The following is a 22302-nucleotide window of genomic DNA, read 5'->3' on the forward strand; positions in this document are numbered from 1 at the left end:
CCCGGCTGCGCATCGGCATTCAGCTCTGGCGAGGGCGCCGAGCTGGATGCCGGTATCCCGGCGCAAACTCTCTATCGCTGCGGCAAGACCGCCGAGCGCGTCAACGCGCGGTCGGCGGCATGGCGCTCCAGCGCCAGCTCGATCAACCGCGTGACCAGTTCGCGATAGCCGAGCCCGCTGGCCTGCCATAGCTTGGGATACATGCTGATGCGGGTGAAGCCGGGCAGGGTGTTGACCTCGTTGACCACGATGCGGCCCTGCGGGGTCAGGAACACGTCCACCCGGGCCATGCCGGCGCAGTCGAGCGCGCGATACGCGCGCAAGGCCACGTCCTGGATGCGCGCCTGCGTGTCCGCGTCGATCGCCGCGGGCACCACCACGTCCGCGCCGGTCTCGCTGATGTACTTGGTGGCGTAGGAATAGAACTCGTCGTGCACCACCACTTCGCCGCAGACGCTGGCCTGCGGCTGGTCGTTGCCGAGCACCGCGCATTCGATCTCGCGCCCGTCGATCGCCGCTTCCACCAGGGCCTTGTGGTCGAACTCGAGCGCCTGCGCCATCGCCGCCTCGAACTGCGCGCGGTCGCGCACCTTGCTCACGCCGACCGACGAGCCCTGGTTGGCCGGCTTGACGAACAGCGGCAGGCCGAGTTGCGCTGCCAGCGCGTCGAAGTCGGCGGTGCATGCGCGGTGGCGGTCGAAGCAGGCGAACGGCGCCACCTCCAGGCCGGCGTCGCGCAGCAGCCGCTTGGCGACGTCCTTGTCCATCGCCACCGCCGAGCCGAGCACGCCGGACCCGACGAACGGCAGGTTCGCCATCCGCAACAGGCCCTGCAGCGAACCGTCCTCGCCGAGCGTGCCGTGCACGATCGGGAACACCACGTCGATCTGTTCCGGCATCTGCGCCTGCTGCAGCGGCCGCAGCGGCTGGGGTTCCGCGCCCGGCACCAGCGCCAGCGAGCGGCCGGTGCGGTTGAACGCGATCCGCGCCGGATCGTCGGCATCGAGCAGGAAGCCGTCGAGCTCGGCCAGGTGCCACTGGCCCTGCTTGTCGATGCCGATCAGGCTGACGTCGAAGCGGTCCTTGTCCAGCGCATCGACGATGTTCTTCGCCGATTGCAGCGACACCTCGTGCTCGGTCGACTGGCCGCCGAAGACGAGGCCCACCCGGATCTTGCGCATCTGCGGATCGCTGTCGAGGAAAAAGGGGGCGATAGCATGCGCCGATACGGATCGAAAGACGAGGGCGCGGGCGAAGCCTCGCGGCGCCGGGCCGCGCGAGGCTCGCCCGCGCCCCAGCCTCCTCTTCCGGTGGGGGAGGGGAGAGGTCCGCTAGAATGCGCGCATGCCAGGTTCCCCCCTCGATTCCCTCAAGCCGCTGGCCGGCCGCGCGCTGGAAGCCGCCCTCAACCGTGCCGTGGCATTGGACCCGGACACCCGCGACGCGCTGCAATCGCTGGATGGCCAGCGCATCGCGCTGACCCTGGAGGCGCCCGCGCTCGCTCTGCAGATCCGCGTCGCCGAGCGGCGCCTGGAGGTCGGCCCGGTCGACCGGGACGGCGAGCCCGACCTGGCCGTGCGCGGCACGCTGGCCGGCCTGCTCGGGCAGCTGCCGTTCCTGGCCCAGGCGCGTCGCAACGGGCCGCCGGCCGGGCGCGTGCGCGTCTCCGGCGATGCGGAACTGGCGCGGCGCTTGCAGCAGCTGGCCTCGCGCTTCGACCCGGACTGGCAACTGCCGTTCGTGGCGGCGTTCGGCGAGATCGTCGGCGTGCAGGTCGCCAACGGCGTGCGCGATGCGCTGCGCAGGTTCAGGCGCGGCGCTTCCGACCTGGCGCAGAGCGCGGCCGAGTTCGTCACCGAGGAGTCGCGCGACGTGGTGCCGCGCGCCGAGCAGGAAGCCTTCCACGACGACGTGGACGTACTGCGCGACGACGTGGAGCGGCTTGCCGCGCGCATCGCCCGCCTGGGCGGAGGGCGGGCATGAAGGCGTTCTTCCGGGCCGGGCGCATCGGCCGGGTGATCCTGCGCTATCGCCTGGACGATCTGCTCGACGGCACGCCGGTCGAGCGCTGGCTGCGCCTGGCCAAGCCGTTCGTGCCGCGCGCCTCCGCCGAGATCGCCGCGCTGCCGCGCGGCGCCCGGTTGCGCCTGGCGCTGCAGGAGCTCGGGCCGATCTTCGTGAAGTTCGGCCAGATCCTCTCGACCCGCCGCGACCTGATGCCGCCGGACGTGGCCGAGGAGCTGACCCTGCTGCAGGACCGCGTGCAGCCGTTCGACGGCGAGGCCGCGCGCCGCATCGTCGAGCAGGCGCTGGGCCGGCCGGTCGCCGAGGCGTTCGCCGCGTTCGACACCGAGCCGCTGGCCTCGGCCTCGATCGCGCAGGTGCACGCGGCGACGCTGCCGGGCGGGCGCGAGGTGGTGGTCAAGGTGCTGCGCCCGGGCATCGAGAAGCAGATCGATGCCGATATCGCCCTGCTGACCTCGCTGGCCGCGCTGGTCGAGCGCACCCACCCGCGCGCCGACAAGATCCGTCCGCGCGAGGTGGTCGCCGAGATCGAGACCACGCTCGCCGCCGAGCTGGACCTGCAGCGCGAGGGCGCCAACGCCAGCGTGCTGCGGCGGTTCTGGGAGCACTCCGACGACCTGTACGTGCCGGAGGTGATCTGGTCGCACACCGCCGAGCGCGCGCTGACGCTGGAACGCGTGCACGGCATCCCGTCCGACGACATCGCGCGCCTGGACCAGGCCGGCATCGACCGCAAGGTGCTCGCGGCCAAGGGCGTGCGCGTGTTCTACACGCAGGTGTTCCGCGACAACTTCTTCCACGCCGACGCGCACGCCGGCAACATCTGGGTGGACAGCGACCCGGCGCGGCGCTCCAACCCGCGCTTCATTGCGCTGGACTTCGGCATCATGGGCCAGCTCTCGCAGGAGGACCAGTACTTCCTCGCCGAGAACTTCATGGCGATCTTCAACAAGGACTACCGCCGCATCGCCGAGCTGCACGTCCAGGCCGGCTGGATGCCGGCGCACGTCCGCATCGACGAGCTGGAGGCCGCGGCGCGCTCGGTGTGCGAGCCGTACTTCACCCGCCCGCTGTCGCAGATCTCGCTGGCCGAGGTGCTGATCAAGCTGTTCCGGGTCGCGCAGCAGCACCAGCTGATCCTGCAGCCGCAGCTGATCCTGCTGCAGAAGACCCTGCTCAACATCGAGGGCGTCGGCCGCCAGCTCGATCCGCAACTGGACATCTGGGCGGTGGCGCGCCCGGTGCTCGAGCGCATCCTGCGCGAGCGCTACAGCCCGCGCAGGGTGCTGAAGGAACTCGGCAAGCGCCTGCCGGAAATCATGACCCACGCGCCGGACATGCCGCGCCTGGTGCACGCCTGGCTCAGCCAGCAGGTCGAAGGGCGCCACCAGGTGGACGTGCGCTCGCCCGACCTGAAGGCGCTGGACGCCAGCTTGCGCCGGCTGCAGCGGCGCGCGGTCGGCGCGATCGCCGGCAGCGGCCTGCTGGTCGTCGCCGCGGTGCTGTACGGCCTGCATCCGCCGCACGGCTGGTACCTGGGTTCGGTGCCGGTATGGAGCTGGGCGAGCGGCATCGCGGGCGGCATCGCGTTGTTGTCGGCGTGGCTGCGGCGCTAGCGGGGAAGTGACGTGGCGGGCGGACTGCAGGCCCTGAAGGACGAACTGGCCCGCTTCGGCGAGGCCAACGACGCGGCGGCCGCGGCCACGGGCGGCCCGCGCATGCTCAACATCACCCCGGACACCGGCGAACTGCTCGCGGTGCTGGTGCGTTCGACGCGCGCGCGCCGCGTGCTGGAGATCGGGACCTCAAACGGCTATTCCACGCTGTGGCTGGCCGAGGCCGTCGCGGCGACCGGCGGCCACGTCACCACGCTGGAATCGTCCGGGGCCAAGATCGCGATGGCGCAGCGGACCTTCGCGCGCAGCGGGCTGGACCGGCACATCGCGCTGGTCCATGCCGACGCCGGCGCGTGGCTGGCCCAGGCGCCGGAGTCCGGCTTCGACCTGGTGTTCCTGGACTCGGACCGCAGCCGCTACCTCGACTGGTGGCCGGCATTGCGGCGCGCGCTGCGCCCGGGCGGGCTGCTGGTGGTCGACAACGCGGTTTCGCACGCCGGGGAGATGGCCGGTTTCGAACGTGCGTTGCGCGGCGACGGCGAATTCGCCTGCGCGCTGGTGCCGGTCGGCAAGGGCGAACTGCTGGCGGTGCGCGCGGGCTGAATCGCGCCGACTTAAAGAGTTCTTAAAAGCGCTCGAGCAAGCTGGCATGCACAGGGCGGAGACCGCCCGCCGCGGAGCATGCCGATGATCCTGCACGTCCTTCTCCTTCCATTGTGCGCCGTGCCGGCGGCACGGCATCCCACGGAGCGCGCGGCATGATCGCGCTGGCTTCCCCGACGATGCGTGCGCGGCCCGCGCCGCTGCCGGTGGCGCCGACGTTGCGCCGGGCCTTCGGCGGCGACGCGCGCACGCTGTGGGCGCTGTGCCGCGAGGCCGCCGCCCCGGACCCCGCGCAGGCGCTGGCCGCGGACATGCCGCTGCCGTTGCGCGAGGCGCTGTTCGACACGCCGTGCCGGAGCTGGGCCTGGCTGGCCGAAGTGGGCGGCGACGCGATCGGCATGATCGTCGCCAGCGCCGGCCTGGTCCTGCCGCAGGGCGGCTATTGCCTCAGCGTCGATGCGATCTACGTGCGCCCGGCCTGGCGCGGGCGCGGCGTCGGCACGCGCCTGCAGGCGCACGCGTTGGCGATGGCGGCGGAAATGGGCTGCCTGCAGCTGCGCCTGGGCGATGGCCGCGTGCTGGAAGCGGTCGCGCCGGCACGGCCGCGCGAGGCCGTCCCATGAAGCGTCGCCGCCGCTACGTCGTTTTCCTCTCCCTTTGCAGCCTCGTCGGAATCTCCATGTTCCTCGTTCCCGGCCGTACCGCCGAATATCCCGATTCGCCGCAGTTCCACGATGGCGCCTTCCGCAACCCGGTCACGCCCAAGGCCCCGAAGGGCTGGGAGTCGCTCGCGCTGTTCTGGAAGTTCATGACCGGCAAGCGCCCGACCACCCGCCCGGCCATGCCGCCGCCGGTGCAGCCGCTGGCGGCGCGGATGCTGGCCGGCGCGCCCGACAACCGCCTGTACCGGCTCGGCCATTCCACGGTGCTGGTCAAGCTCGACGGCGGCTGGTGGCTGACCGACCCGGTGTTCTCCGAACGCGCCTCGCCGTTCTCCTGGGCCGGGCCGCGCCGCTTCCAGTCGCCGCCGATCGCGCTCGACCAGTTGCCGCCGTTGCGCGGCGTGATCCTGTCGCACGACCACTACGACCATCTCGACAAGGCCACGATCCGCGCGCTCGCCGACCGCACCGAGCTGTTCCTGGCGCCGCTCGGCGTGGGCGAACTGCTGGTGCGCTGGGGCGTGGACCCGGGCAAGGTCGAGCAACTGGACTGGTGGCAGTCGCTGCGGGTCGGCGCGGTCGAGCTGACCGCGACGCCGGCGCAGCACTTCTCCGGCCGCGGCCTGTTCGGGCGCGACCGCACGCTGTGGGCGTCGTGGGCGATCCGCGCGCCGGGCATGAACCTGTTCTTCAGCGGCGATACCGGCTACTTCCCGGGTTTCGCCGAGATCGGCGAGCGGCTCGGGCCGTTCGACCTGACCCTGGTCGAATGCGGCGCCTACGACCCGCTCTGGGAGGGCGTGCACATGCTGCCCGAGCAGACGGTGCAGGCGCACCTGGACCTGCGCGGGCGCTGGCTGCTGCCGATCCACAACGGCACCTTCGACCTGGCCTTCCACGATTGGGACGAACCGCTGGAGCGGGTGCTGGCCGCGGCGCAGGCCCGCGGCGTGGCCATCGCCATGCCGATGCTCGGGCAGGCGGTCGACGTCGCCTCGCCGCCACCGCCGCAACGCTGGTGGCGCATGCCAGGCCATGCCGACGAGCCGGCGCCGCGTTCGGTGGTCAGCGCGGGCGAGGCAGGGGGAATGCCACGCTGATGCCGAGGCCGCGGCCGCCGACGCCCTCGGCGACCGCCAGCGTCGCGCCATGCCGGCGCGCGATGCGGGTCACCAGCGACAGGCCGATGCCGCTGCCGCGCTCGCCGTTGCCGTTGCTGCCGCGGAAGAAGCGCTCGAAGATGCGCTCGCGTTCCTCGGCCGGCACGCCCGGCCCGTTGTCGCGCACGTCCAGGCGCGCGCGGCCCTCGGCGATGCGGCAGTCGATCTCGATGCGCGCGCCCTCGCCGGCGTAGCGCACGGCGTTGTCGATCAGGTTGCGCACCAGGATGCCGAGGTCGTCGAGGTTGCCGTGCACCGGCGTCTCGCTGGCGGTCACGGCCAGCACCTGGCGCCGGCGCGCGGCCATGCCCTCGAACTCGCGCGCGACCATCGTGGCGACTTCCGCCAGCTCCACGGTGGTTTCGTCGCGGCTGCGCTGCGAAGCCTCCAGCCGCGCCGAGTCGAGCAGCTGCTGCGCCAGCCGCGAGGTGCGTTCGATGCCGCCGGCGAGCCGTTGCAGCGCGAGTTGCGCTTCTTCGCGGGTATCGGCCTGCATCGCCAGCTCCGCCTGGGTCAGCAGCGCCGCGAGCGGGGTGCGGATCTCGTGGGCGGCGTCGGCCAGGAATTGCCGTTCGGCCTGCATCGCATCGCCCAGGCGGGCGAGCAGGGCGTTGAAGGATTCGACCAGCGGCAGGATCTCGCGGGTCATCCCGTCGGTGGGCAACGGGGTCAGGTCGAGCGGTTCGCGCCGCGCCATGTCGCCGCGTAGGCGGGCGATCGGGCGCAGCCCCCAGTGCACCGCCCACCAGCACGCGCCGACCAGGGTCAGCAGCGCCAGCAGCGCGTAGAGCGCCCCGGCCCCCGCCCAATGGCGCAGCTCCGCCTGCACCTGCGACAACGCCAACCCGGTCTGGACCTGCACCCGGCCCTCGGCGTCGCTGACCGCGTAGACCCGCCACTGCTCGCCGGCGGTGCGGCCGTGGCCGAAACCGGGCCGGAAGTCCGCCTTCAACGGCGCGCGCGGCGCGCGGCGCGACGCGACCACGCGCTCGTGCCCTGCCAGGCTCCAGACCTGGAACTGGAGCTTGTCGAACTTCTGCACCGCCGCGGCCGGCTGGTGCGGCGGCAGCTCCAGCTGCCCGGAGCCGTTGATGCTCGCGATGTCGCGCGGCATCGACAGCAGGATCTGCTCGGCCACCTCGCGCAGCATCATGTCGCCCTGGTGGCTCTGCTGGCGCGAGAGCTGCAGGTACTCGCAGCCCAGCCAGGCCAGCCAGCCGAACATCAGGATGCCGGTGAGGGCCTTGAGCAGCTTGAGCTTGAGCGAGCGATGGCGCATGTCAGCCGATGCGGTAGCCGATGCCGTGCACGGTGGCGATGAACTCCTCGCCGAGCTTGCGGCGCAGCTGGTGCACGTACACCGCGATGGTGTTGCTCTCGAGGGTGCCGTCGCCTCCGTAGACCAGCGTTTCCAGGGTTTCGCGCGGGACCACGCGGCCGCGCCGTTCCATCAGCGCCAGCAGGGTACGGTACTCGTTGGTGCCGAGCCGGATCGGCTCGCCGCCGCGGCTCACCGTGCGCGAGGCCGGGTCCACGCTGACGTCGCGCCAGGACAGCTGCGGCGTCACCCGGCCCTGCGCGCGCCGCACCAGGGCGCGCAGCCGCGCCAGCAGCTCGTCGCTCTGGAACGGCTTGACCAGGTAGTCGTCGGCGCCGGCGTCCAGGCCGCTGACGCGGTCGCTGAGGCGGTCGCGCGCGGTGACGATCAGCACCGGGGTGGTGTCGTAGCGCTGGCGCAGCGCGCGCAGCACGTCCAGCCCGGAGCCGCGCGGCAGGCCCAGGTCCAGCAGCACGGCGTCGTAGGCATGGTCGACCAGCGCCAGCTGCGCGGCGGCGGCATCGCCGGCGCGGTCCACCTGCCAGCCGTCGCGGGCCAGCGCGGCGGCCACGGCATCGCCGAGCATGCGGTCGTCTTCGACGAGCAGGACCTGGGACAAGGGCGGGTTTCCGGGAGGTTGGCCGGCGATGGTAGGCCGGAGGGTTTAAAGAGTTCTTAAAAGGTCCTGTTCGTACTGGCGGGTGGTCCCTCGTGGGCGATCGCCGTCGGGGATAGCCCCGTGGGAGGGACGTCCGTCCCGACGGAGCCCTGCCGGGAAAGCGTCGGGACCGAAGTTCCTCCCACGGGGGCGGAGCCTTCCGGCGCCTTCGTAAATCGCGCCGCGCCCGCCGATAATGCACGGGTGAACGAAATCCCCGAAACCGTGCAGGTCCTGCACCTCGACGATGTCCTGGCGGTGGTCGACAAACCGGCCGGGCTGATGGTCCACGACAGCAAGCTGGCGCGCGGGGAGGACGATTTCCTGGCCGACCGCCTGCGCGAGCAGCTGGGCCGGCCGATCTTCCTGGTGCACCGGCTCGACCGCGCCACCAGCGGCTGCCTGCTGCTGGCGTTCGAGCGCGAGGCGGCGGGCGCGCTCGGCAAGGCGTTGATGGGCGGCGAGGTCGAGAAGGACTACCTGGCGGTATGCCGCGGCTGGCCGGCGGAGGCCGCGTTCACCGTGGACCACGACCTGGACGGCGGGCCGGGCAAGCCGCAGAAGAAGCCGGCGGTCACCCGTTTCCAGCGCCTGGCGACCGGCGAGCTGCCGGTGCCGTCGGCCGGTTTCGAGACCTCGCGCTATGCGCTGCTGCGCTGCCAGCCGCAGACCGGGCGCTTCCGGCAGATCCGGCGCCATCTCAAGCACCTTTCGCACCATCTGATCGGCGACACCAGCCATGGCGATGGCCGCCACAACCGCACGTTCCGGATGCTGGGCGTGCATCGCATGCTGCTGCATGCGGAGCGGCTGGCGTTTCCGCATCCGGACGGCGGGCGGGTCGAGGTGAGGGCGCCGCTGGATGCGCAGTTCCGCAAGGCGTGCGATCTGTTCGGCTGGTCGCCGTAGGGTTGGCTACCGGCAGGGTGGGACGGCTGTTCGGCCGGATGGCTCCGCACGGACCGATGGGGCTTCGCTGGTGTTGGTCGTGGGCGATGGGAGGCGGTGATGTCTCCTCGTCATGCCAAACCGAGGGTTGTACCCGCATGTGTTGGTGCCAGCGACTTGTTCCCTTCCCGGGGCGAAGCCATGTGGTTCGCGCGGCACTGGGCGCCACCGGGCCAGGCCCGATGGCCGGGGATCGAAGATCCAGGGACGTTGTTTCTGGCCCTGGGGGCCTTGGGCAATGAAGGCAAAAGCTTTCGCCTTGCGGCGAGTCAGTTTTCTTTGCTTGCGCACGCGCGCCGCAGGAGCGGCGCCGCACGGCGAAGCCGGCCCGAAGGGCGCGGCACAAGGATGTGCCGCGTGAAGAAAAGTAACCCAAAGAAGCGCTTCACAGCAGCCGAACGGTTGATCAAGCACCCCCCGCCTGCGCGCCCGCAGCCAGCGGGATTTTTCGACGCGACTCGCCCGCCATGCGGCCGAGCCTTGGGTATTCGCCGCGCGCCGAATGCCCGCCTGCCGGGGCGAAGCGGTGCTTCGCCTTTTTCCGGCGAGCCCATGTGCGTCGCCCCTGCGGGGTTTTTCCCGCCGGCTCCGCCGCTGCAGAGGGGCCACGCCGCAGTGACATTCGTGGGCCGTGGCGGTTGGCGCGCCGTCGCGCGAGGAGGCGTTGCCCGATCCAGAACGAAATCACGAGCAACAGCAACAGCAACAGCAACAGCCTAGATCCCTGCCGTCCTCACTGCTTTGCTGCCGCCGGTTCGTTGGCGATCGCTTCCAGGTCCCGCTGCAGATCGGCGAACAGCGGCATCATCTTCTGCTGGATCGCCACCATCAGGTTCTGCATCAGCGCCGGGGTCTTGTCGAGCAGGCTCTGGCCGGCCGGGCTCTCGTAGAACTCGGCCATCGCCAGGACGTCCTCGCGCGAGAACGATTTCTTGTACAGGTCCACGTACATCGGCCGCATCTGCGACCAGGACAGCGCCTGGCGCAGCGTCTCGCGGGTACGGGCCTGGATGCGCGCCAGCTTGTCCTTCTGCTCGGCGGTCAACGGGTGCTGCGCCGCGAGCTGGTCGAACTGCTGCTGCTGCATCGCCTCGATCTGCGGCAGCATCGTGTCGAGCATGTTCTGCGCGCGGGAGGCGGAGAGCAGGCGGTTCACGTCGGCGTCGCTGGGCGCGGCGGCCAGGGCCAGCGGGGCGGCGGCGGCCAGCGCGACGGCCAGGCACAGGCGGGTGCAGAGGGTGCGCAGCGGGCGGGAGCGGTGGTTCATGGGAGCGTCCTGCGGAATGAGCGAAGCGGCAGGATAGCGCTCCGCGCCGGCACCGGAACGTGCCGGCCGCGGCCGGCGGGCCCGGCAGGGCGCCCCGGATACCTCCCGGTAACCGGCGGCCCGATACAATCGGCGCATGGGGAACGAACCGATCCATGTCGATGCCGTGCTGGCGATCCCGGAAACGGAGATCGTCGAGCGCTTCGTGCGCGCTTCCGGCGCCGGCGGCCAGAACGTCAACAAGGTCGCCACGGCGGTGGAGCTGCGCTTCGACGTGGCGCGTTCGCCGTCGCTGCCCGAACCGTTGCGCGCGCGCCTGCTGGCCCGGCGCGACCGCCGGCTCACCGACGAGGGCGTGCTGGTGATCGAGGCGCAGCGCTTCCGTACCCAGGAGCGCAACCGCGAGGACGCGCGCGCCCGGCTGGCCGAGTTCATCGCCGGCAGCCTGTCGGTCCCCAAGCGAAGGATCGCCACCAAGCCCACCCGCGCATCGCAGCTGCGCCGCCTGGAAGCCAAGCGCGGGCGCAGCGACGTCAAGCGTGGCCGTTCTTCGTCCCATTGGGAGTGAAAGTGAGTCAAACCGTCCCGCCGCTGCCGCCCCCGGCACCGCTCGACCCCCTGCGCCAGCCCTCTCCGCCGAACATGCCGCCCGCGCATGGCCCGTTCGTGCGCTGGCTGGGGCGTACCGCGCTGCGCCTGAGCGGCTGGAAGATCGTCGGCCGGCTGCCGGACCTGTCCAAGCTGGTGATGATCGTGGCGCCGCATTCGTCCAACTGGGACGGGTTCGTCGGCTTCGCCGCCAAGTTCGCGCTCGGCTTCGGGGTCAAGGTGCTGGGCAAGGCCAGCCTGTTCTGGTGGCCGCTGGGCCCGTTGCTCAAGCGCCTGGGCGCGATCCCGCTCGACCGCAGCTCGCCGCAGGGCACGATCGGCCAGGCGATCCGCCTGATCCGCGAGTCCGACCGGCTCTGGTACGTGCTGACCCCGGAGGGCACGCGCAAGCGCGTGGAGCAGTGGAAGGCCGGGTTCTGGAAGATCGCCCAGGGCGCCGGGGTGCCGATCCTGCCGGTGTACTTCGACTATCCGAGCAAGACCATCGGCGTGGGCGAGCCGTTCTGGCCGGGCCAGGACATGGAGGCCGACATCGCCGCGATCCGCACCTGGTACCGGCCCTGGATGGGCAAGAACCGCGGCACGGTCTGATCCGCTCCACTCGACGAGGCATCGCATGAAGAAACTGTTCCGACATTCGCTGTTGCTCGCCCTGTCGCTGGCCGGCGCGAGCGCCACGGCGGCCGAGCCCATGCTGGTGGTCCACGGCGGCGCCGGGGTGGTCAGGAGCGGGCTCGACGCGCAGGACGAGGCCGAGGCGCGCGCGGGGCTGGAGCGCGCGCTGCGCGCCGGCCACGCGGTACTGGCGAAGGGAGGCAGCGCGGTCGACGCGGTGGCCGCCACGATCGTCGTGCTGGAGGACGCCCCCCAGTTCAACGCCGGCCGCGGCGCGGTGTTCACCCACGACGGCCGCAACGAACTGGATGCGGCGATCATGGACGGCAGTACCGGCAAGGCCGGCGCGGTGGCCGGCGTGCACCGGGTCAAGAACCCGATCCGGCTGGCGCGCGCGGTGATGGACAAGTCGCCGCACGTGATGCTGGTCGGCGACGGCGCCGAGGCCTTTGCCGAGGAGCAGGGCGTCGCCCTGGTCGATCCGGCCTACTTCCGCACCGAAAAGCGCTGGCAGCAATTGCAGAAGGCGTTGAAGGAGGAGGCCTCCGGCCAGGCGCATGCCGACCTGGAGACCGCCAAGCACTTCGGCACGGTCGGCGCGCTGGCGCTCGATGCGCAGGGCCGGCTCGCGGCCGGCACCTCCACCGGCGGCATGACCAACAAGCGCTACGGCCGGGTCGGCGACTCGCCGATCATCGGCGCCGGCACCTATGCCAACGCCCAGTGCGCGGTGTCCGGCACTGGCTGGGGCGAGTTCTACATCCGCGCGGTGGCGGCCTACGACATCTGCGCGCGGATGAAGTACGCCGGCCAGGGCCTGGCCCAGGCCGCCGAAGCGGTGATCGACCGGCAGATTCCCCAGGCCGGCGGCGACGGCGGGGCGATCGCGCTGGATGCCAACGGCAATTTCGCCTTCCCGTTCAACACCGATGGCATGTACCGCGGCTGGATCGGCGCCGACGGCGTGCCGCATGTGGCGATTTTCAAGGAAGAGAAGCTTTGAGAGCCGGGACTCGGAAGAGCGACAGGCCTACTTCGGATCGAGTGCTGTTGTGGGAGGGACTTCAGTCCCGACAGGCTTTACCGGCCTTCTGTCGGGGCTGAAGCCCCTCCCACAAAAGAGCAAAAATCGGCGCAAAAGCCTGAAAAACACTTGACAGGCAATCGAGGCCAAAGAGCCTGTTTTGGAATCCCGAATCCCGAATCCCGAATCCCGAATCCCGAATCCCGAATCCCGAATCCCGAATCCCGAATCCCGAATCCCGAATCCCGAATCCCGAATCCCGAATCCCGAATCCCGAATCCCGAATCCCGAATCCCGAATCCCGAATCCCGAATCCCGAATCCCGAATCCCGATCCAATGGCACATGCCGCCGCGCCGGAAACCGGGTAGGTTGCGCGGCTGTCGCTGTCCCCAGTCCCCAGGAGTTTCATCCCATGTCGCGTACCGTCGTACTGGCCGCCGCCATCAGCCTGGCGCTGGCCGCCTGTTCCGGAAAAGAGTCCCCCGCCGTGCCCGAGAAGACCGCCACCGCCCAGACCCCGGATGCCGCGCCGAACCCGCTGCTGGCCGCCAGCACGCTGCCGTTCCAGGCGCCGCCGTTCGACAAGATCCAGGACAGCGATTACCTGCCCGCCTTCGAGGAAGGCATGCGCCAGCACCTGGCCGAGGTCCGCAAGATCGCCGACAACCCCGAGCCGGCCACCTTCGCCAACACGATCGAGGCGCTGGAGCGCTCCGGCGAGACCCTGACCCGCGTTTCGCGCATCTTCTTCGGCCTGGTGCAGGCCGACACCAACGACGCGCGCCAGAAGATCCAGGAAGAGATCGCGCCCAAGCTGGCCGCGCACCAGGACGAGATCAACCTCGATCCGAAGCTGTTCGCGCGCATCAAGTCGATCTACGACCAGCGCGACGCCTTGAACCTCGATCCGGAACAGAAGCGCCTGGTCGAGCGCGACTACCAGGAGTTCGTCCGCGCCGGCGCGCAGCTGTCCGACGCCGACAAGGCCACCCTGCGCAAGCTCAACGTCGAGGAAACCACGCTTTCCACCCAGTTCCACACCAAGCTGGTCGCCGCGACCGCCGCCGGCGCGGTGGTGGTGGACGACAAGGCCAGGCTGGACGGCCTGAGCGACGGCGACGTCGCCGCGGCGGCCGAGGCGGCCAAGGCGCGCAAGCTCGACGGCAAGTACGTGCTGGCCCTGCAGAACACCACCCAGCAGCCGGTGCTGGCCTCGCTGAAGGACCGCGACCTGCGCGCGCAGGTGCTGCAGGCCTCCGAGACGCGCACCGAGAAGGGCGACGGCAACGATACCCGCCAGATCATCCAGCGCCTGGCGCAGCTGCGCGCGCAGAAGGCCAAGCTGCTCGGCTTCGACAGCTACGCCGCCTACAGCCTGGGCGACCAGATGGCCAAGACCCCGGACGCGGCCTTCAAGCTGCTCAGCGATACCGTGCCGGCCGCCACCGCCAAGGCGCGCAGCGAGATCGCCGAGATGCAGAAGGTTATCGACGCGCAGAAGGGCGGCTTCAAGCTCGCCGCCTCCGACTGGGACTTCTACGCCGAGCAGGTGCGCAAGGACAAGTACGACCTGGACGAGTCGCAGATCAAGCCGTACTTCGAGCTCGACAACGTGCTGCAGAACGGCGTCTTCTACGCGGCCAACCAGCTCTACGGCCTCACCTTCAAGCAGCGCACCGACATCCCGACCTACCATCCGGACATGAAGGTGTACGAGGTATTCGACAAGGACGGCAGCTCGCTGGCGCTGTTCTACACCGACTACTTCAAGCGCGACAGCAAGTCCGGCGGCGCCTGGATGGACGTGTTCGTCGAGCAGGACGGCCTGACCGGCGCCAAGCCGGTGGTCTACAACGTCTGCAACTTCACCAAGCCCGCGCCGGGCCAGCCGGCACTGCTCAGCTTCGACGACGTCACCACGATGTTCCACGAGTTCGGCCATGCGCTGCACGGCATGTTCTCGAAGGTGAAGTATCCGTCGCTGGCCGGCACCAGCACCTCGCGCGACTTCGTCGAGTTCCCGTCGCAGTTCAACGAGCACTGGGCGACCGACCCGAAGGTGTTTGAGCACTACGCCAAGCACTACCAGACCGGCGAGCCGATGCCCAAGGAGCTGGTGGAGAAGATCCAGAAGGCCAAGACCTTCAACCAGGGCTACGCCACCACCGAGTACCTGTCGGCGGCGCTGCTCGACCTGGCCTGGCACACCCTGCCGGCGGATGCGCCGTTGCAGGACGTGGACAAGTTCGAGGCCGACGCGCTGAAGAAGTTCAAGGTCGACCTGGCGGAAGTGCCGCCGCGCTACCGCACCAGCTACTTCGACCACATCTGGGGCGGCGGCTATTCGGCCGGCTACTACGCCTACTTCTGGTCGGAAGTGCTCGACCACGACGCGTTCGAGTGGTTCAAGGAAAACGGCGGCCTGACCCGCGCCAACGGCGACACCTTCCGCGACAAGATCCTCTCGCGCGGCAACACCGTCGAACTGGCCGACCTGTACCGCCAGTTCCGCGGCAAGGACCCGAGCGTGGAACCGCTGCTGGAGAACCGCGGCCTGAAGTAAGTCGGCCGGACCTGCATGCAGATGGCCGTCGTCCCCGCCCAGGCGGGGGTGAAGCGTCGCTGCTTGCGGGCCACCGGCTCGCGTGGCGCCGAACGCCGTCGGGCTAGGCCCGATGGCCGGGGGGCGAAGACCCAGCGGCCCCGCATCGCGCGTTCAGCCCCGCAAGCGGGGATGGCGCCCCTGCCGCGCAACGAAACAGACGGGATGGCGTCCAGCGCCATCCCGTTTCTGTCTGCGCGGGTCATGACGATCGTCACTGGTCCCCGCTCCGAGCGTGGCCGATGCTGCGACGAACACGCGATCGGAGCAGGCCATGCACGCATCCGAAGAACCCAGTCGCTGGCACAAGACCCGCCACTGGCTGCGCCGCGAGGCCCTGCCGTTGGCGGCGATGATCCTGCTGATGACCGCCGCGCGGTCCTCCTTCGCCAACCATTACCACGTGCCCAGCGGCTCGATGCAGCCGACCTTGCAGCCCGGCGATCGCGTGGTGGTGGACATGAGCGCGTACGGCCTGCGCGTACCGTTCACCGAACGCATCGTGGTGGCGCGTGGCCAGCCGCAGCGCGGTGAAGTGGCGGTGTTCGACTCTCCCCATGACGGCACCCGTCTGATCAAGCGGGTGGTGGCCGTGGCCGGCGATCATGTCGATCTGCGTGGCGGGCACCTGTACATCAATGGGCAATCGCTGGCGGCCGACCAGGCCGGCCTGATCGAACGTTTTGACGGGCGCTCCGCGCGGCTCGATCTGAACGACGGCGGTGGCCCCGATCTGACGGATGCGGTGGTACCGCCAGGCAAGGTGCTGGTGCTGGGCGATCATCGCGGCGCCAGCTTCGATGGCCGCTTCTTCGGCTTTGTCGAGGCCGATCGCATCTACGGCAAGGCGCTGGCGATCTATTACCGTCGCGGCGAAGGATTGGAGTGGCGGCGGCTGTAGTCGCGTATCTCACGCGAACGATCTGTGTTTGCCCGGACACCCGGGCAAATGGGGTCCCAGTATTCTTCTGGCCGTCGTCCCCGCGCAGGCGGGGACCCAGCGGCTTTCGAGCAGACTCCGGGATGTGGCTGGAGCGTCGGGATCGGGGCATCGTCAGTGTGATCGATCGGTTCCGTCGATCTCTAATCCATCGCGGTAGATCAGGATGGCGGTACACGCGTTCTCTCTGAACCAGGCTCTGACATGAACATCGCCGGCACGCCAATCCCAGGCCTCGACGCCGAAGTCGAAACTGCCGCCATCGTGGCAGGTACCTGCGATCCGTTCGATATCCTCTAGGGACTTGCCGAGGAACTGCGCGGGCGGCTGGAAGCGCGCGATCAGCGCATCCGCGTTTGTCGGCCGGCGGTGCCAGTTGGGATCGATTCGTGCCTCGATGCATATGCCGTCGCGGAAATAGCCGCCCAGCCGTGGGTCCACGAAATCCCAGGTAGCGGCCACGATGCCGTTGTAGCGTCCTCCTTCCTGCAACCGCAGGGTGTGGTTGGGGCGCCCCAATGCTTTTTCGATCTCACGCCGTCGCTGGCCTATCAGCATTTCGGGATGCAACTGCGGTGGCAACGGAACCGGAGGCCGGGCGACCGTCGTCGTCGGGTCCGCACGGTGTCGGTTGTATGCCTTCAACAGGATCAGGCGCAACGATGCCCGCGTTATCCGCAGCAGCACCGGTGCGAACACCACGAGCAGCACCGCGGCGATTGCGATGGACAACAACATGAACGCAGTAGACACGTAGATCCTCACCGCTCCGAAGGCCCGCTCTCGTCGTAGCTGCGCGGCGCGAACAGGTCCGGCTGGATCAGCTCGATGAAGGCGCGCGCCTGCGGCGAGAGGTACTTGCCCTTGCGCACCACCACGCCGTAGCTGCGGGTCGGGAACCAGTCCTTCAGCGAGCGCATCGCCAGCTTGTCGCGGTCGGCTTCGGTCAGGCAGATCGCGGTGACGATCGAGATGCCCATGCCCATCGCCACGTATTGCTTGATCACCTCCCAGCCGCCCACTTCCAGCGCCACCGTGTAGGGCACGCGGTTTTGCTGGAACACCAGGTCGACCAGCCGGTAGGTGACCTGGCGCTTGGGCGGCAGGATCAGCGGATAGGGCGACAGGTCCTCCAGCGCGATCCTTGGCTTGCCGGCCAGCGGATGGTCGGGCGGCGTGATCAGCACCTGCTCGAAGCGGTAGACCGGCGCGTAGTTCAGGTCGGCCGGCACGTCGAGCATCGAGCCGACCGCCAGGTCGACCGCGTCCTCGCGCAGCAGGTCGGTGCCGTCGGCGCTGATCGCGTTGTGCAGGGTCAGGCGCACGTCCGGATGGCGGGCGCGGAAGTTCTCCACGATCTTCGGCAGCAGGTACAGGATCGTCGAGCTGTTGGCGGCGATGTTCAGCTCGCCGGCGTCCAGGCCCTTCACCTTGTCGCGGAAGCTCGCCTCCAGGCCGTCCAGGCTCTCCACCAGCGGCTGCGCCATCTCGTACAGCAGCTGGCCCTCGCGGGTGGGCGTCAGGCGCCGCCCGACCCGCTCGAACAGCACCGCCCCCAATTCCCGCTCCAGCGCCTGCAACTGCAGCGTCACCGCCGGCTGGCTGACGAAAAGCGCCTCGGCCGCGCGCGAGACCGAGCCCAGCCGGACCGTCTGGCAGAACGCCCGCAGCGGTTTGAGCCGGTCGGACTTGTAGGAAAAACGCGGACTTGCAGGGGGCTTCGTGGCCATGGCGTGACGACTATAAGCCAGACTTATGTAGAGCATTGACAAAACTATTTTGTCAAATACTTCCCGCTGGAGGGATGGTGGTGGCCCCCGGCAAGCGCAGGAATCCACCATGTCGATGTACGCGAATCCCTCGCAAGAGCACCGCACGTCCATGTGCGGGGAGGCGAAGGAAACGAATCCCCCGCAGGAACCCCGCACCTCCGCCCCCCGTCCCGAACCCGTCGAGCGGCCGACCCCCGGCCTGACCCTGACCACCCAGGTCGCCGGCCAGTCCGAGCTGCTCCCGCCTGCCGCGCTCGGGTTGCTGGTCTCGCTGCACCGGGCGATCGAGCCGGAGCGGCAGGCCCGGCTGGCCGCGCGTCGCGAGCGCCAGGCGTTCTTCGACCGGGGCGGGCTTCCGGACTTCCGAGCCGACACCGCCGCGATCCGTGCCGGCGACTGGACCGTCGCGCCGCTGCCGGCGGCGCTGCAGGACCGCCGGGTCGAGATCACCGGCCCGACCGACCCGAAGATGGTGATCAACGCGCTGAACTCCGGCGCCAAGGTGTTCATGGCCGACTTCGAGGACTCGACCTCGCCGACCTGGAAGAACCTGCTGGCCGGCCAGCGCGCGCTGATCGGCGCGGTGCGCGGCGATCTCGCCTTCGACACGCCGGCCAAGCACTACGCGCTGCGCCCGTACGAGGAGCAGGCGGTGCTGATCGTGCGCCCGCGCGGCTGGCACCTGGACGAGAAGCACGTGCTGGTCGACGGCCAGCCGATCGGCGGCGGCCTGTTCGACGCGGCGCTGTTCGCCTTCCACAACGCGCGCGCGCTGAGGGCCAAGGACCGCGGCCCGTACTTCTACCTGCCCAAGTTGCAGTCGATGGAGGAGGCGGCGCTGTGGGAGAGCGCGCTGTCGCACATCGAGGCGATGCTGGGGCTGCCGCACGCGCAGATGAAGGTCACCGTGCTGATCGAGACGCTGCCGGCGGTGTTCGAGATGGACGAGATCCTGTACGTGCTGCGCGATCGCATCGCCGGCCTGAACTGCGGCCGCTGGGACTACATCTTCTCCTACCTCAAGACCTTCCGCCGCCATGCCGACCGCGTGCTGCCCGAGCGCGGCCAGGTGACGATGACACAGCCGTTCCTGAAGGCGTATTCGGAGCTGCTGATCAAGACCTGCCACCGCCGCGGCGCGCACGCGATGGGCGGCATGGCGGCGCAGATCCCGATCAACCACGACGAGGCCGCCAACGAGCAGGCGATGGCGCGGGTGCGCGCCGACAAGCTGCGCGAGGTCACCGCGGGCCACGACGGCACCTGGGTGGCGCATCCGGCGCTGATCCCGGTGGCGAAGGCGATCTTCGACGAGCACATGCCCACCCCGAACCAGCACCACGTGCTGCGCAACGACGTGCAGGCCGAGCGCGACGCGCTGATCGCGCCGAGCCCGGGCACGATCACCCGCGCCGGCTTCGAGGGCAACGTCGAGGTGTGCGTGCGCTACCTCGCGGCATGGCTGGACGGCAACGGCTGCGTGCCGATCCACAACCTGATGGAGGACGCCGCCACCGCCGAGATCAGCCGCGCGCAGATCTGGCAGTGGCTGCACACCCCGGGCCGGCACCTGGACGACGGCACCGCGATCGACTTCGCCCTGCTGGAGACCACGCTGCGCAACCTGCCGGCGCGGCTCGGCAACCAGGCCGGCCTGCCGGGCGCGGCGCGCATCGGCGAGGCGATCGCCCTGCTCGACGGGCTCAGCCGCGCCGACGAGCTGGCCGAGTTCCTGACCCTGCCGGCCTACACGCTGATCGATTGACGCCAATTCCGTCATTCCCGCTTCCGCGGGAATGACGAACAAAGGCGCAGCACCCCCATCCAACGGAGAACGCACGATGACCACCAAGCTGCCGACCGCCGCCGACATCCAGCGCGAATGGGACACCCATCCCCGCTGGAAGGGCATCACCCGCAACTACAGCGCCGAGGACGTGGTGCGCCTGCGCGGTACCGTCCACGTCGAGCACTCGCTCGCCCGCCTGGGCGCGGAGAAGCTGTGGCGCTACCTGCACGAGAAGGATTTCGTCAACGCATTGGGCGCGCTGACCGGCAACCAGGCGATGCAGCAGGTCAAGGCCGGCCTCAACGCGATCTACCTGTCGGGCTGGCAGGTCGCCGCCGATGCCAACCTGGCCGGGCAGATGTACCCGGACCAGTCGCTGTACCCGGCCGATTCGGTGCCGGCGGTGGTCAGGCGCATCAACAACACGCTGCTGCGCGCCGACCAGCTGCACCATGCCGAGGGCAAGGACGAGGTCGACTTCCTGCAGCCGATCGTCGCCGACGCCGAGGCCGGCTTCGGCGGCGTGCTCAACGCCTTCGAGCTGATGAAGGCGATGATCGAGGCCGGCGCGGCCGGCGTGCATTTCGAGGACCAGCTGGCCTCGGTCAAGAAGTGCGGCCACATGGGCGGCAAGGTGCTGGTGCCCACGCGCGAGGCGATCGAGAAGCTCAACGCCGCGCGCCTGGCCGCCGACGTGATGGGCGTGCCGACGCTGCTGGTCGCGCGCACCGATGCCGAGGCCGCCGACCTGCTGACCAGCGACATCGACGAGAACGACCGGCCCTTCACCACCGGCGAGCGCACCGTCGAGGGCTTCTACCGCACCCGCAACGGCCTGGACCAGGCGATCAGCCGCGGCCTGGCCTACGCGCCCTACGCCGACCTGGTGTGGTGCGAGACCGGCAAGCCCGACCTGGAGTTCGCGCGCCGGTTCGCCGAGGCGATCCATGCCAGGTTCCCGGGCAAGCTGCTGGCCTACAACTGCTCGCCGAGCTTCAACTGGAAGAAGAACCTGGACGACGCCACGATCGCGCGCTTCCAGAAGGAGATCGCCAGCTACGGCTACAAGTTCCAGTTCATCACCCTGGCCGGCTTCCACAGCCTGAACTACTCCATGTTCAACCTGGCGCATGGCTACGCGCGCCGCCAGATGAGCGCCTTCGTGGAGCTGCAGGAAGCCGAGTTCGCCGCGGCCGAGAAGGGATTCACCGCGGTCAAGCACCAGCGCGAGGTCGGCACCGGCTACTTCGACGCGGTCACCCAGGCCATCCAGCAGGGCCAATCCTCGACCACCGCCCTCAAGGGTTCGACCGAGGAAGCCCAATTCCATGGTGAGAAGGCTGCCTGAGCCCGGCTCCGGCAGTGCTACTGGCCCTCGGGAGGGCCCGGCCCGGTTCGCCGGGCCTTTTTTTGCGAGTCCCAAACCGGGGCGTCCCCACCGTCGCCATGCCGGTATTTTTTTGCCTGCATGCCGCGAATGCATACTCCAGGCGTGCGCCACGGCGCTAGGATCGGCCTTGGGTCGGTCCGCTCCGTCCTGTCTCAAAATTTTGTGAGATTTACTGTGATGGCAAACAAGACCGGGAAGCGGGCTGGTAAGATCGAGGGCTGACTGGCAGCCCTCGCCAGGCGTAGGACCAAGGGGATGACCTGCGAAAGCGCGGTGCCGGGGTCGGTCGACCTGACCGGCCATATTGTCGATAAGCTGCCCAACGCATTGAATGCGGTGCTGGGGGCCGACGAGCTGGCGTTGTTCGCCAGGTTCGGGCGCGAGCGCGCCTTCCGTGCCGGCGAGGTCATCTTCCGCCGCGGCGAGATCCAGACGCAGATGTACGTCTGCCTGGAGGGCGAGGTCGATCTCGATTTCGGCGAGGACCTGATCGTCAAGCACCTGACGACCGGCGAGTTCTTCGGCGAACTCGGCCTGCTGATCGGCAACCACGCCCGCAGCGCCGACGCCGTGGCGGCGACCGCGTGCCGCCTGATCGAGCTCGACCACAACGATTTCCAGCAGCTGGTCGACTTCGATCCCGGCCTGATCGCGCACTTCCTGCGCCGCACCATCCTGCGCGTGGTCAACAACGAGCAACTGCTGATCCGCCAGCTGCGCCGCCGCAACCACGATCTCGAGCAGGCGCTCGACAACCTCCATGCCACCTCGCACCAGCTCAACCAGACCGAAGAGCTGGTGCGCACCGACGAGCTGACCGGCCTGTACAACCGCCGCGGCCTGGCCCTGCACCTGCAGGACTGCCGCCGCAGCGGCCGCTCGCCGGGCTTCGGCCTGCTGCTGGTCGATTGCGACCGCTTCAAGCACGTCAACGACGAGTACGGGCACATCGTCGGCGACCGCGTGCTGCAGAACGTGGCGCAGGTGCTGCGCTCGGTGATGCGCGAGGGCGACCTGGCCTGCCGGCTGGGCGGCGACGAGTTCTGCATGTTCGTCGGCGTCGAGGACGAGCGGGAGCTGTACCGCATCGGCGAGCGCGTGATCGCGCGCGTGCAGGGCGAGCTGGAGCGCGCCGGCGACATCCCGCACATCTGCTCGGTCAGCATCGGCATCAGCGTGGTCGACGGCGCCGGCGGCTGGAACGAGTGGTACGCGCGCGCCGACAACGCGCTCTACGAAGCCAAGCGCCTGGGCGGAAACCGCCTGCATGGCATGGACGACGCGCCGACCGCGGCGGGTTGA

General features: G+C 69.6%; 20 protein-coding genes and 1 pseudogene. 14 read left to right on the forward strand and 7 right to left on the reverse strand.

Going from position 1 to position 22302, the window contains the following annotated elements; translation table 11 throughout:
- Positions 1 to 71: 71 nt before the first annotated feature.
- Positions 72 to 1181, reverse strand: a complete 1110-nt coding sequence (ddlA, locus tag M3M27_RS01105) for a D-alanine--D-alanine ligase (protein WP_434026890.1) — start codon at positions 1179 to 1181, stop codon at positions 72 to 74.
- A 163-nt stretch (positions 1182 to 1344) separates the two neighbouring features.
- Between ddlA and M3M27_RS01110 the strand changes: the two genes are divergently transcribed.
- From M3M27_RS01110 to M3M27_RS01130, 5 genes are all read left to right on the forward strand, one after another.
- On the forward strand, positions 1345 to 1983 hold the full coding sequence (locus tag M3M27_RS01110) for a ubiquinone biosynthesis accessory factor UbiJ (RefSeq protein WP_140725061.1): 639 nt from the start codon (positions 1345 to 1347) through the stop codon (positions 1981 to 1983).
- On the forward strand, positions 1980 to 3641 hold the full coding sequence (gene ubiB / locus M3M27_RS01115) for a ubiquinone biosynthesis regulatory protein kinase UbiB (protein ID WP_434026891.1): 1662 nt from the start codon (positions 1980 to 1982) through the stop codon (positions 3639 to 3641). Before M3M27_RS01110 ends, ubiB begins: the two co-directional genes overlap by 4 nt.
- 12 nt (positions 3642 to 3653) lie before the next feature.
- The gene (locus M3M27_RS01120; protein ID WP_140725067.1) at positions 3654 to 4244 is read left to right on the forward strand and encodes an O-methyltransferase; all 591 of its coding nucleotides are present in this window, start codon (positions 3654 to 3656) and stop codon (positions 4242 to 4244) included.
- A gap of 155 nt (positions 4245 to 4399) precedes the next feature.
- Positions 4400 to 4867 carry an N-acetyltransferase family protein gene (locus M3M27_RS01125; RefSeq protein ID WP_434026892.1) on the forward strand — a complete coding sequence of 156 codons (468 nt, stop codon included), beginning with the start codon at positions 4400 to 4402 and terminating at the stop codon, positions 4865 to 4867.
- Positions 4868 to 4923: 56 nt separating this feature from the next.
- The gene (locus M3M27_RS01130) at positions 4924 to 6006 is read left to right on the forward strand and encodes an MBL fold metallo-hydrolase (protein ID WP_434026893.1); all 1083 of its coding nucleotides are present in this window, start codon (positions 4924 to 4926) and stop codon (positions 6004 to 6006) included.
- Here the strand turns inward: M3M27_RS01130 and M3M27_RS01135 are convergent.
- Together M3M27_RS01135 and M3M27_RS01140 are read right to left on the reverse strand one after the other, a co-directional pair.
- Entirely contained in the window at positions 5972 to 7345 is a 1374-nt protein-coding gene (locus M3M27_RS01135; protein ID WP_434026894.1) for a sensor histidine kinase, read from the reverse strand. The genes M3M27_RS01130 and M3M27_RS01135 overlap by 35 nt on opposite strands.
- Position 7346: 1 nt before the next feature.
- Positions 7347 to 7970 (reverse strand): response regulator transcription factor, encoded by a 624-nt coding sequence (locus M3M27_RS01140; protein ID WP_218569751.1) that lies wholly within the window; start codon positions 7968 to 7970, stop codon positions 7347 to 7349.
- A gap of 306 nt (positions 7971 to 8276) precedes the next feature.
- On the opposite strand from M3M27_RS01140, the pseudogene M3M27_RS01145 reads away from it, so the two are divergent.
- Positions 8277 to 8951 (forward strand): annotated as a pseudogene (locus M3M27_RS01145) (pseudouridine synthase); the annotation flags it as partial.
- Between the two features lie 445 nt (positions 8952 to 9396).
- Here the strand turns inward: M3M27_RS01145 and M3M27_RS01150 are convergent.
- Both M3M27_RS01150 and M3M27_RS01155 read right to left on the reverse strand, forming a co-directional pair.
- Entirely contained in the window at positions 9397 to 9702 is a 306-nt protein-coding gene (locus M3M27_RS01150) for a hypothetical protein (RefSeq protein WP_434026895.1), read from the reverse strand.
- Between the two features lie 21 nt (positions 9703 to 9723).
- Entirely contained in the window at positions 9724 to 10257 is a 534-nt protein-coding gene (locus M3M27_RS01155; protein WP_434026896.1) for a DUF2059 domain-containing protein, read from the reverse strand.
- A gap of 136 nt (positions 10258 to 10393) precedes the next feature.
- Here M3M27_RS01155 and arfB point away from each other — a divergent pair, with 136 nt between their 5' ends.
- From arfB to lepB, 5 genes are all read left to right on the forward strand, one after another.
- Positions 10394 to 10825, forward strand: coding sequence for an alternative ribosome rescue aminoacyl-tRNA hydrolase ArfB (gene arfB, locus M3M27_RS01160; protein ID WP_140725091.1), 432 nt, complete (start codon positions 10394 to 10396; stop codon positions 10823 to 10825).
- 2 nt (positions 10826 to 10827) lie between these two features.
- The gene (locus M3M27_RS01165; protein WP_434026897.1) at positions 10828 to 11457 is read left to right on the forward strand and encodes a lysophospholipid acyltransferase family protein; all 630 of its coding nucleotides are present in this window, start codon (positions 10828 to 10830) and stop codon (positions 11455 to 11457) included.
- A 25-nt stretch (positions 11458 to 11482) separates the two neighbouring features.
- Complete coding sequence (locus M3M27_RS01170; RefSeq protein WP_434026898.1) at positions 11483 to 12484, forward strand: isoaspartyl peptidase/L-asparaginase family protein; 1002 nt, start codon at positions 11483 to 11485, stop codon at positions 12482 to 12484.
- 435 nt (positions 12485 to 12919) lie between these two features.
- A complete protein-coding gene (gene dcp / locus M3M27_RS01175) occupies positions 12920 to 15070 on the forward strand; it encodes a peptidyl-dipeptidase Dcp (protein WP_434026899.1) in 2151 nt (716 codons plus the stop codon).
- Positions 15071 to 15383: 313 nt separating this feature from the next.
- Positions 15384 to 16010 (forward strand): signal peptidase I, encoded by a 627-nt coding sequence (gene lepB / locus M3M27_RS01180; RefSeq protein WP_434026900.1) that lies wholly within the window; start codon positions 15384 to 15386, stop codon positions 16008 to 16010.
- A 153-nt stretch (positions 16011 to 16163) separates the two neighbouring features.
- Here lepB and M3M27_RS01185 read toward each other — a convergent pair whose 3' ends face one another.
- Both M3M27_RS01185 and M3M27_RS01190 read right to left on the reverse strand, forming a co-directional pair.
- Positions 16164 to 16787, reverse strand: coding sequence for a hypothetical protein (locus tag M3M27_RS01185; protein ID WP_434026901.1), 624 nt, complete (start codon positions 16785 to 16787; stop codon positions 16164 to 16166).
- 23 nt (positions 16788 to 16810) lie between these two features.
- Entirely contained in the window at positions 16811 to 17779 is a 969-nt protein-coding gene (locus tag M3M27_RS01190; protein ID WP_434026902.1) for a LysR family transcriptional regulator, read from the reverse strand.
- A 109-nt stretch (positions 17780 to 17888) separates the two neighbouring features.
- Between M3M27_RS01190 and aceB the strand changes: the two genes are divergently transcribed.
- The 3 genes from aceB to M3M27_RS01205 all read left to right on the forward strand — a co-directional run bounded on the left by aceB (position 17889) and on the right by M3M27_RS01205 (position 22302).
- Complete coding sequence (gene aceB / locus M3M27_RS01195; protein WP_434026903.1) at positions 17889 to 19586, forward strand: malate synthase A; 1698 nt, start codon at positions 17889 to 17891, stop codon at positions 19584 to 19586.
- Between the two features lie 76 nt (positions 19587 to 19662).
- Positions 19663 to 20958: an isocitrate lyase gene (gene aceA, locus M3M27_RS01200; protein WP_140725110.1), complete on the forward strand. Its 1296-nt coding sequence runs from the start codon at positions 19663 to 19665 to the stop codon at positions 20956 to 20958.
- Positions 20959 to 21255: 297 nt separating this feature from the next.
- The gene (locus M3M27_RS01205; RefSeq protein ID WP_140725113.1) at positions 21256 to 22302 is read left to right on the forward strand and encodes a GGDEF domain-containing protein; all 1047 of its coding nucleotides are present in this window, start codon (positions 21256 to 21258) and stop codon (positions 22300 to 22302) included.

It is taken from the genome of Xanthomonas boreopolis (assembly GCF_046529185.1).
Lineage (GTDB): Bacteria > Pseudomonadota > Gammaproteobacteria > Xanthomonadales > Xanthomonadaceae > Pseudomonas_S > Pseudomonas_S boreopolis.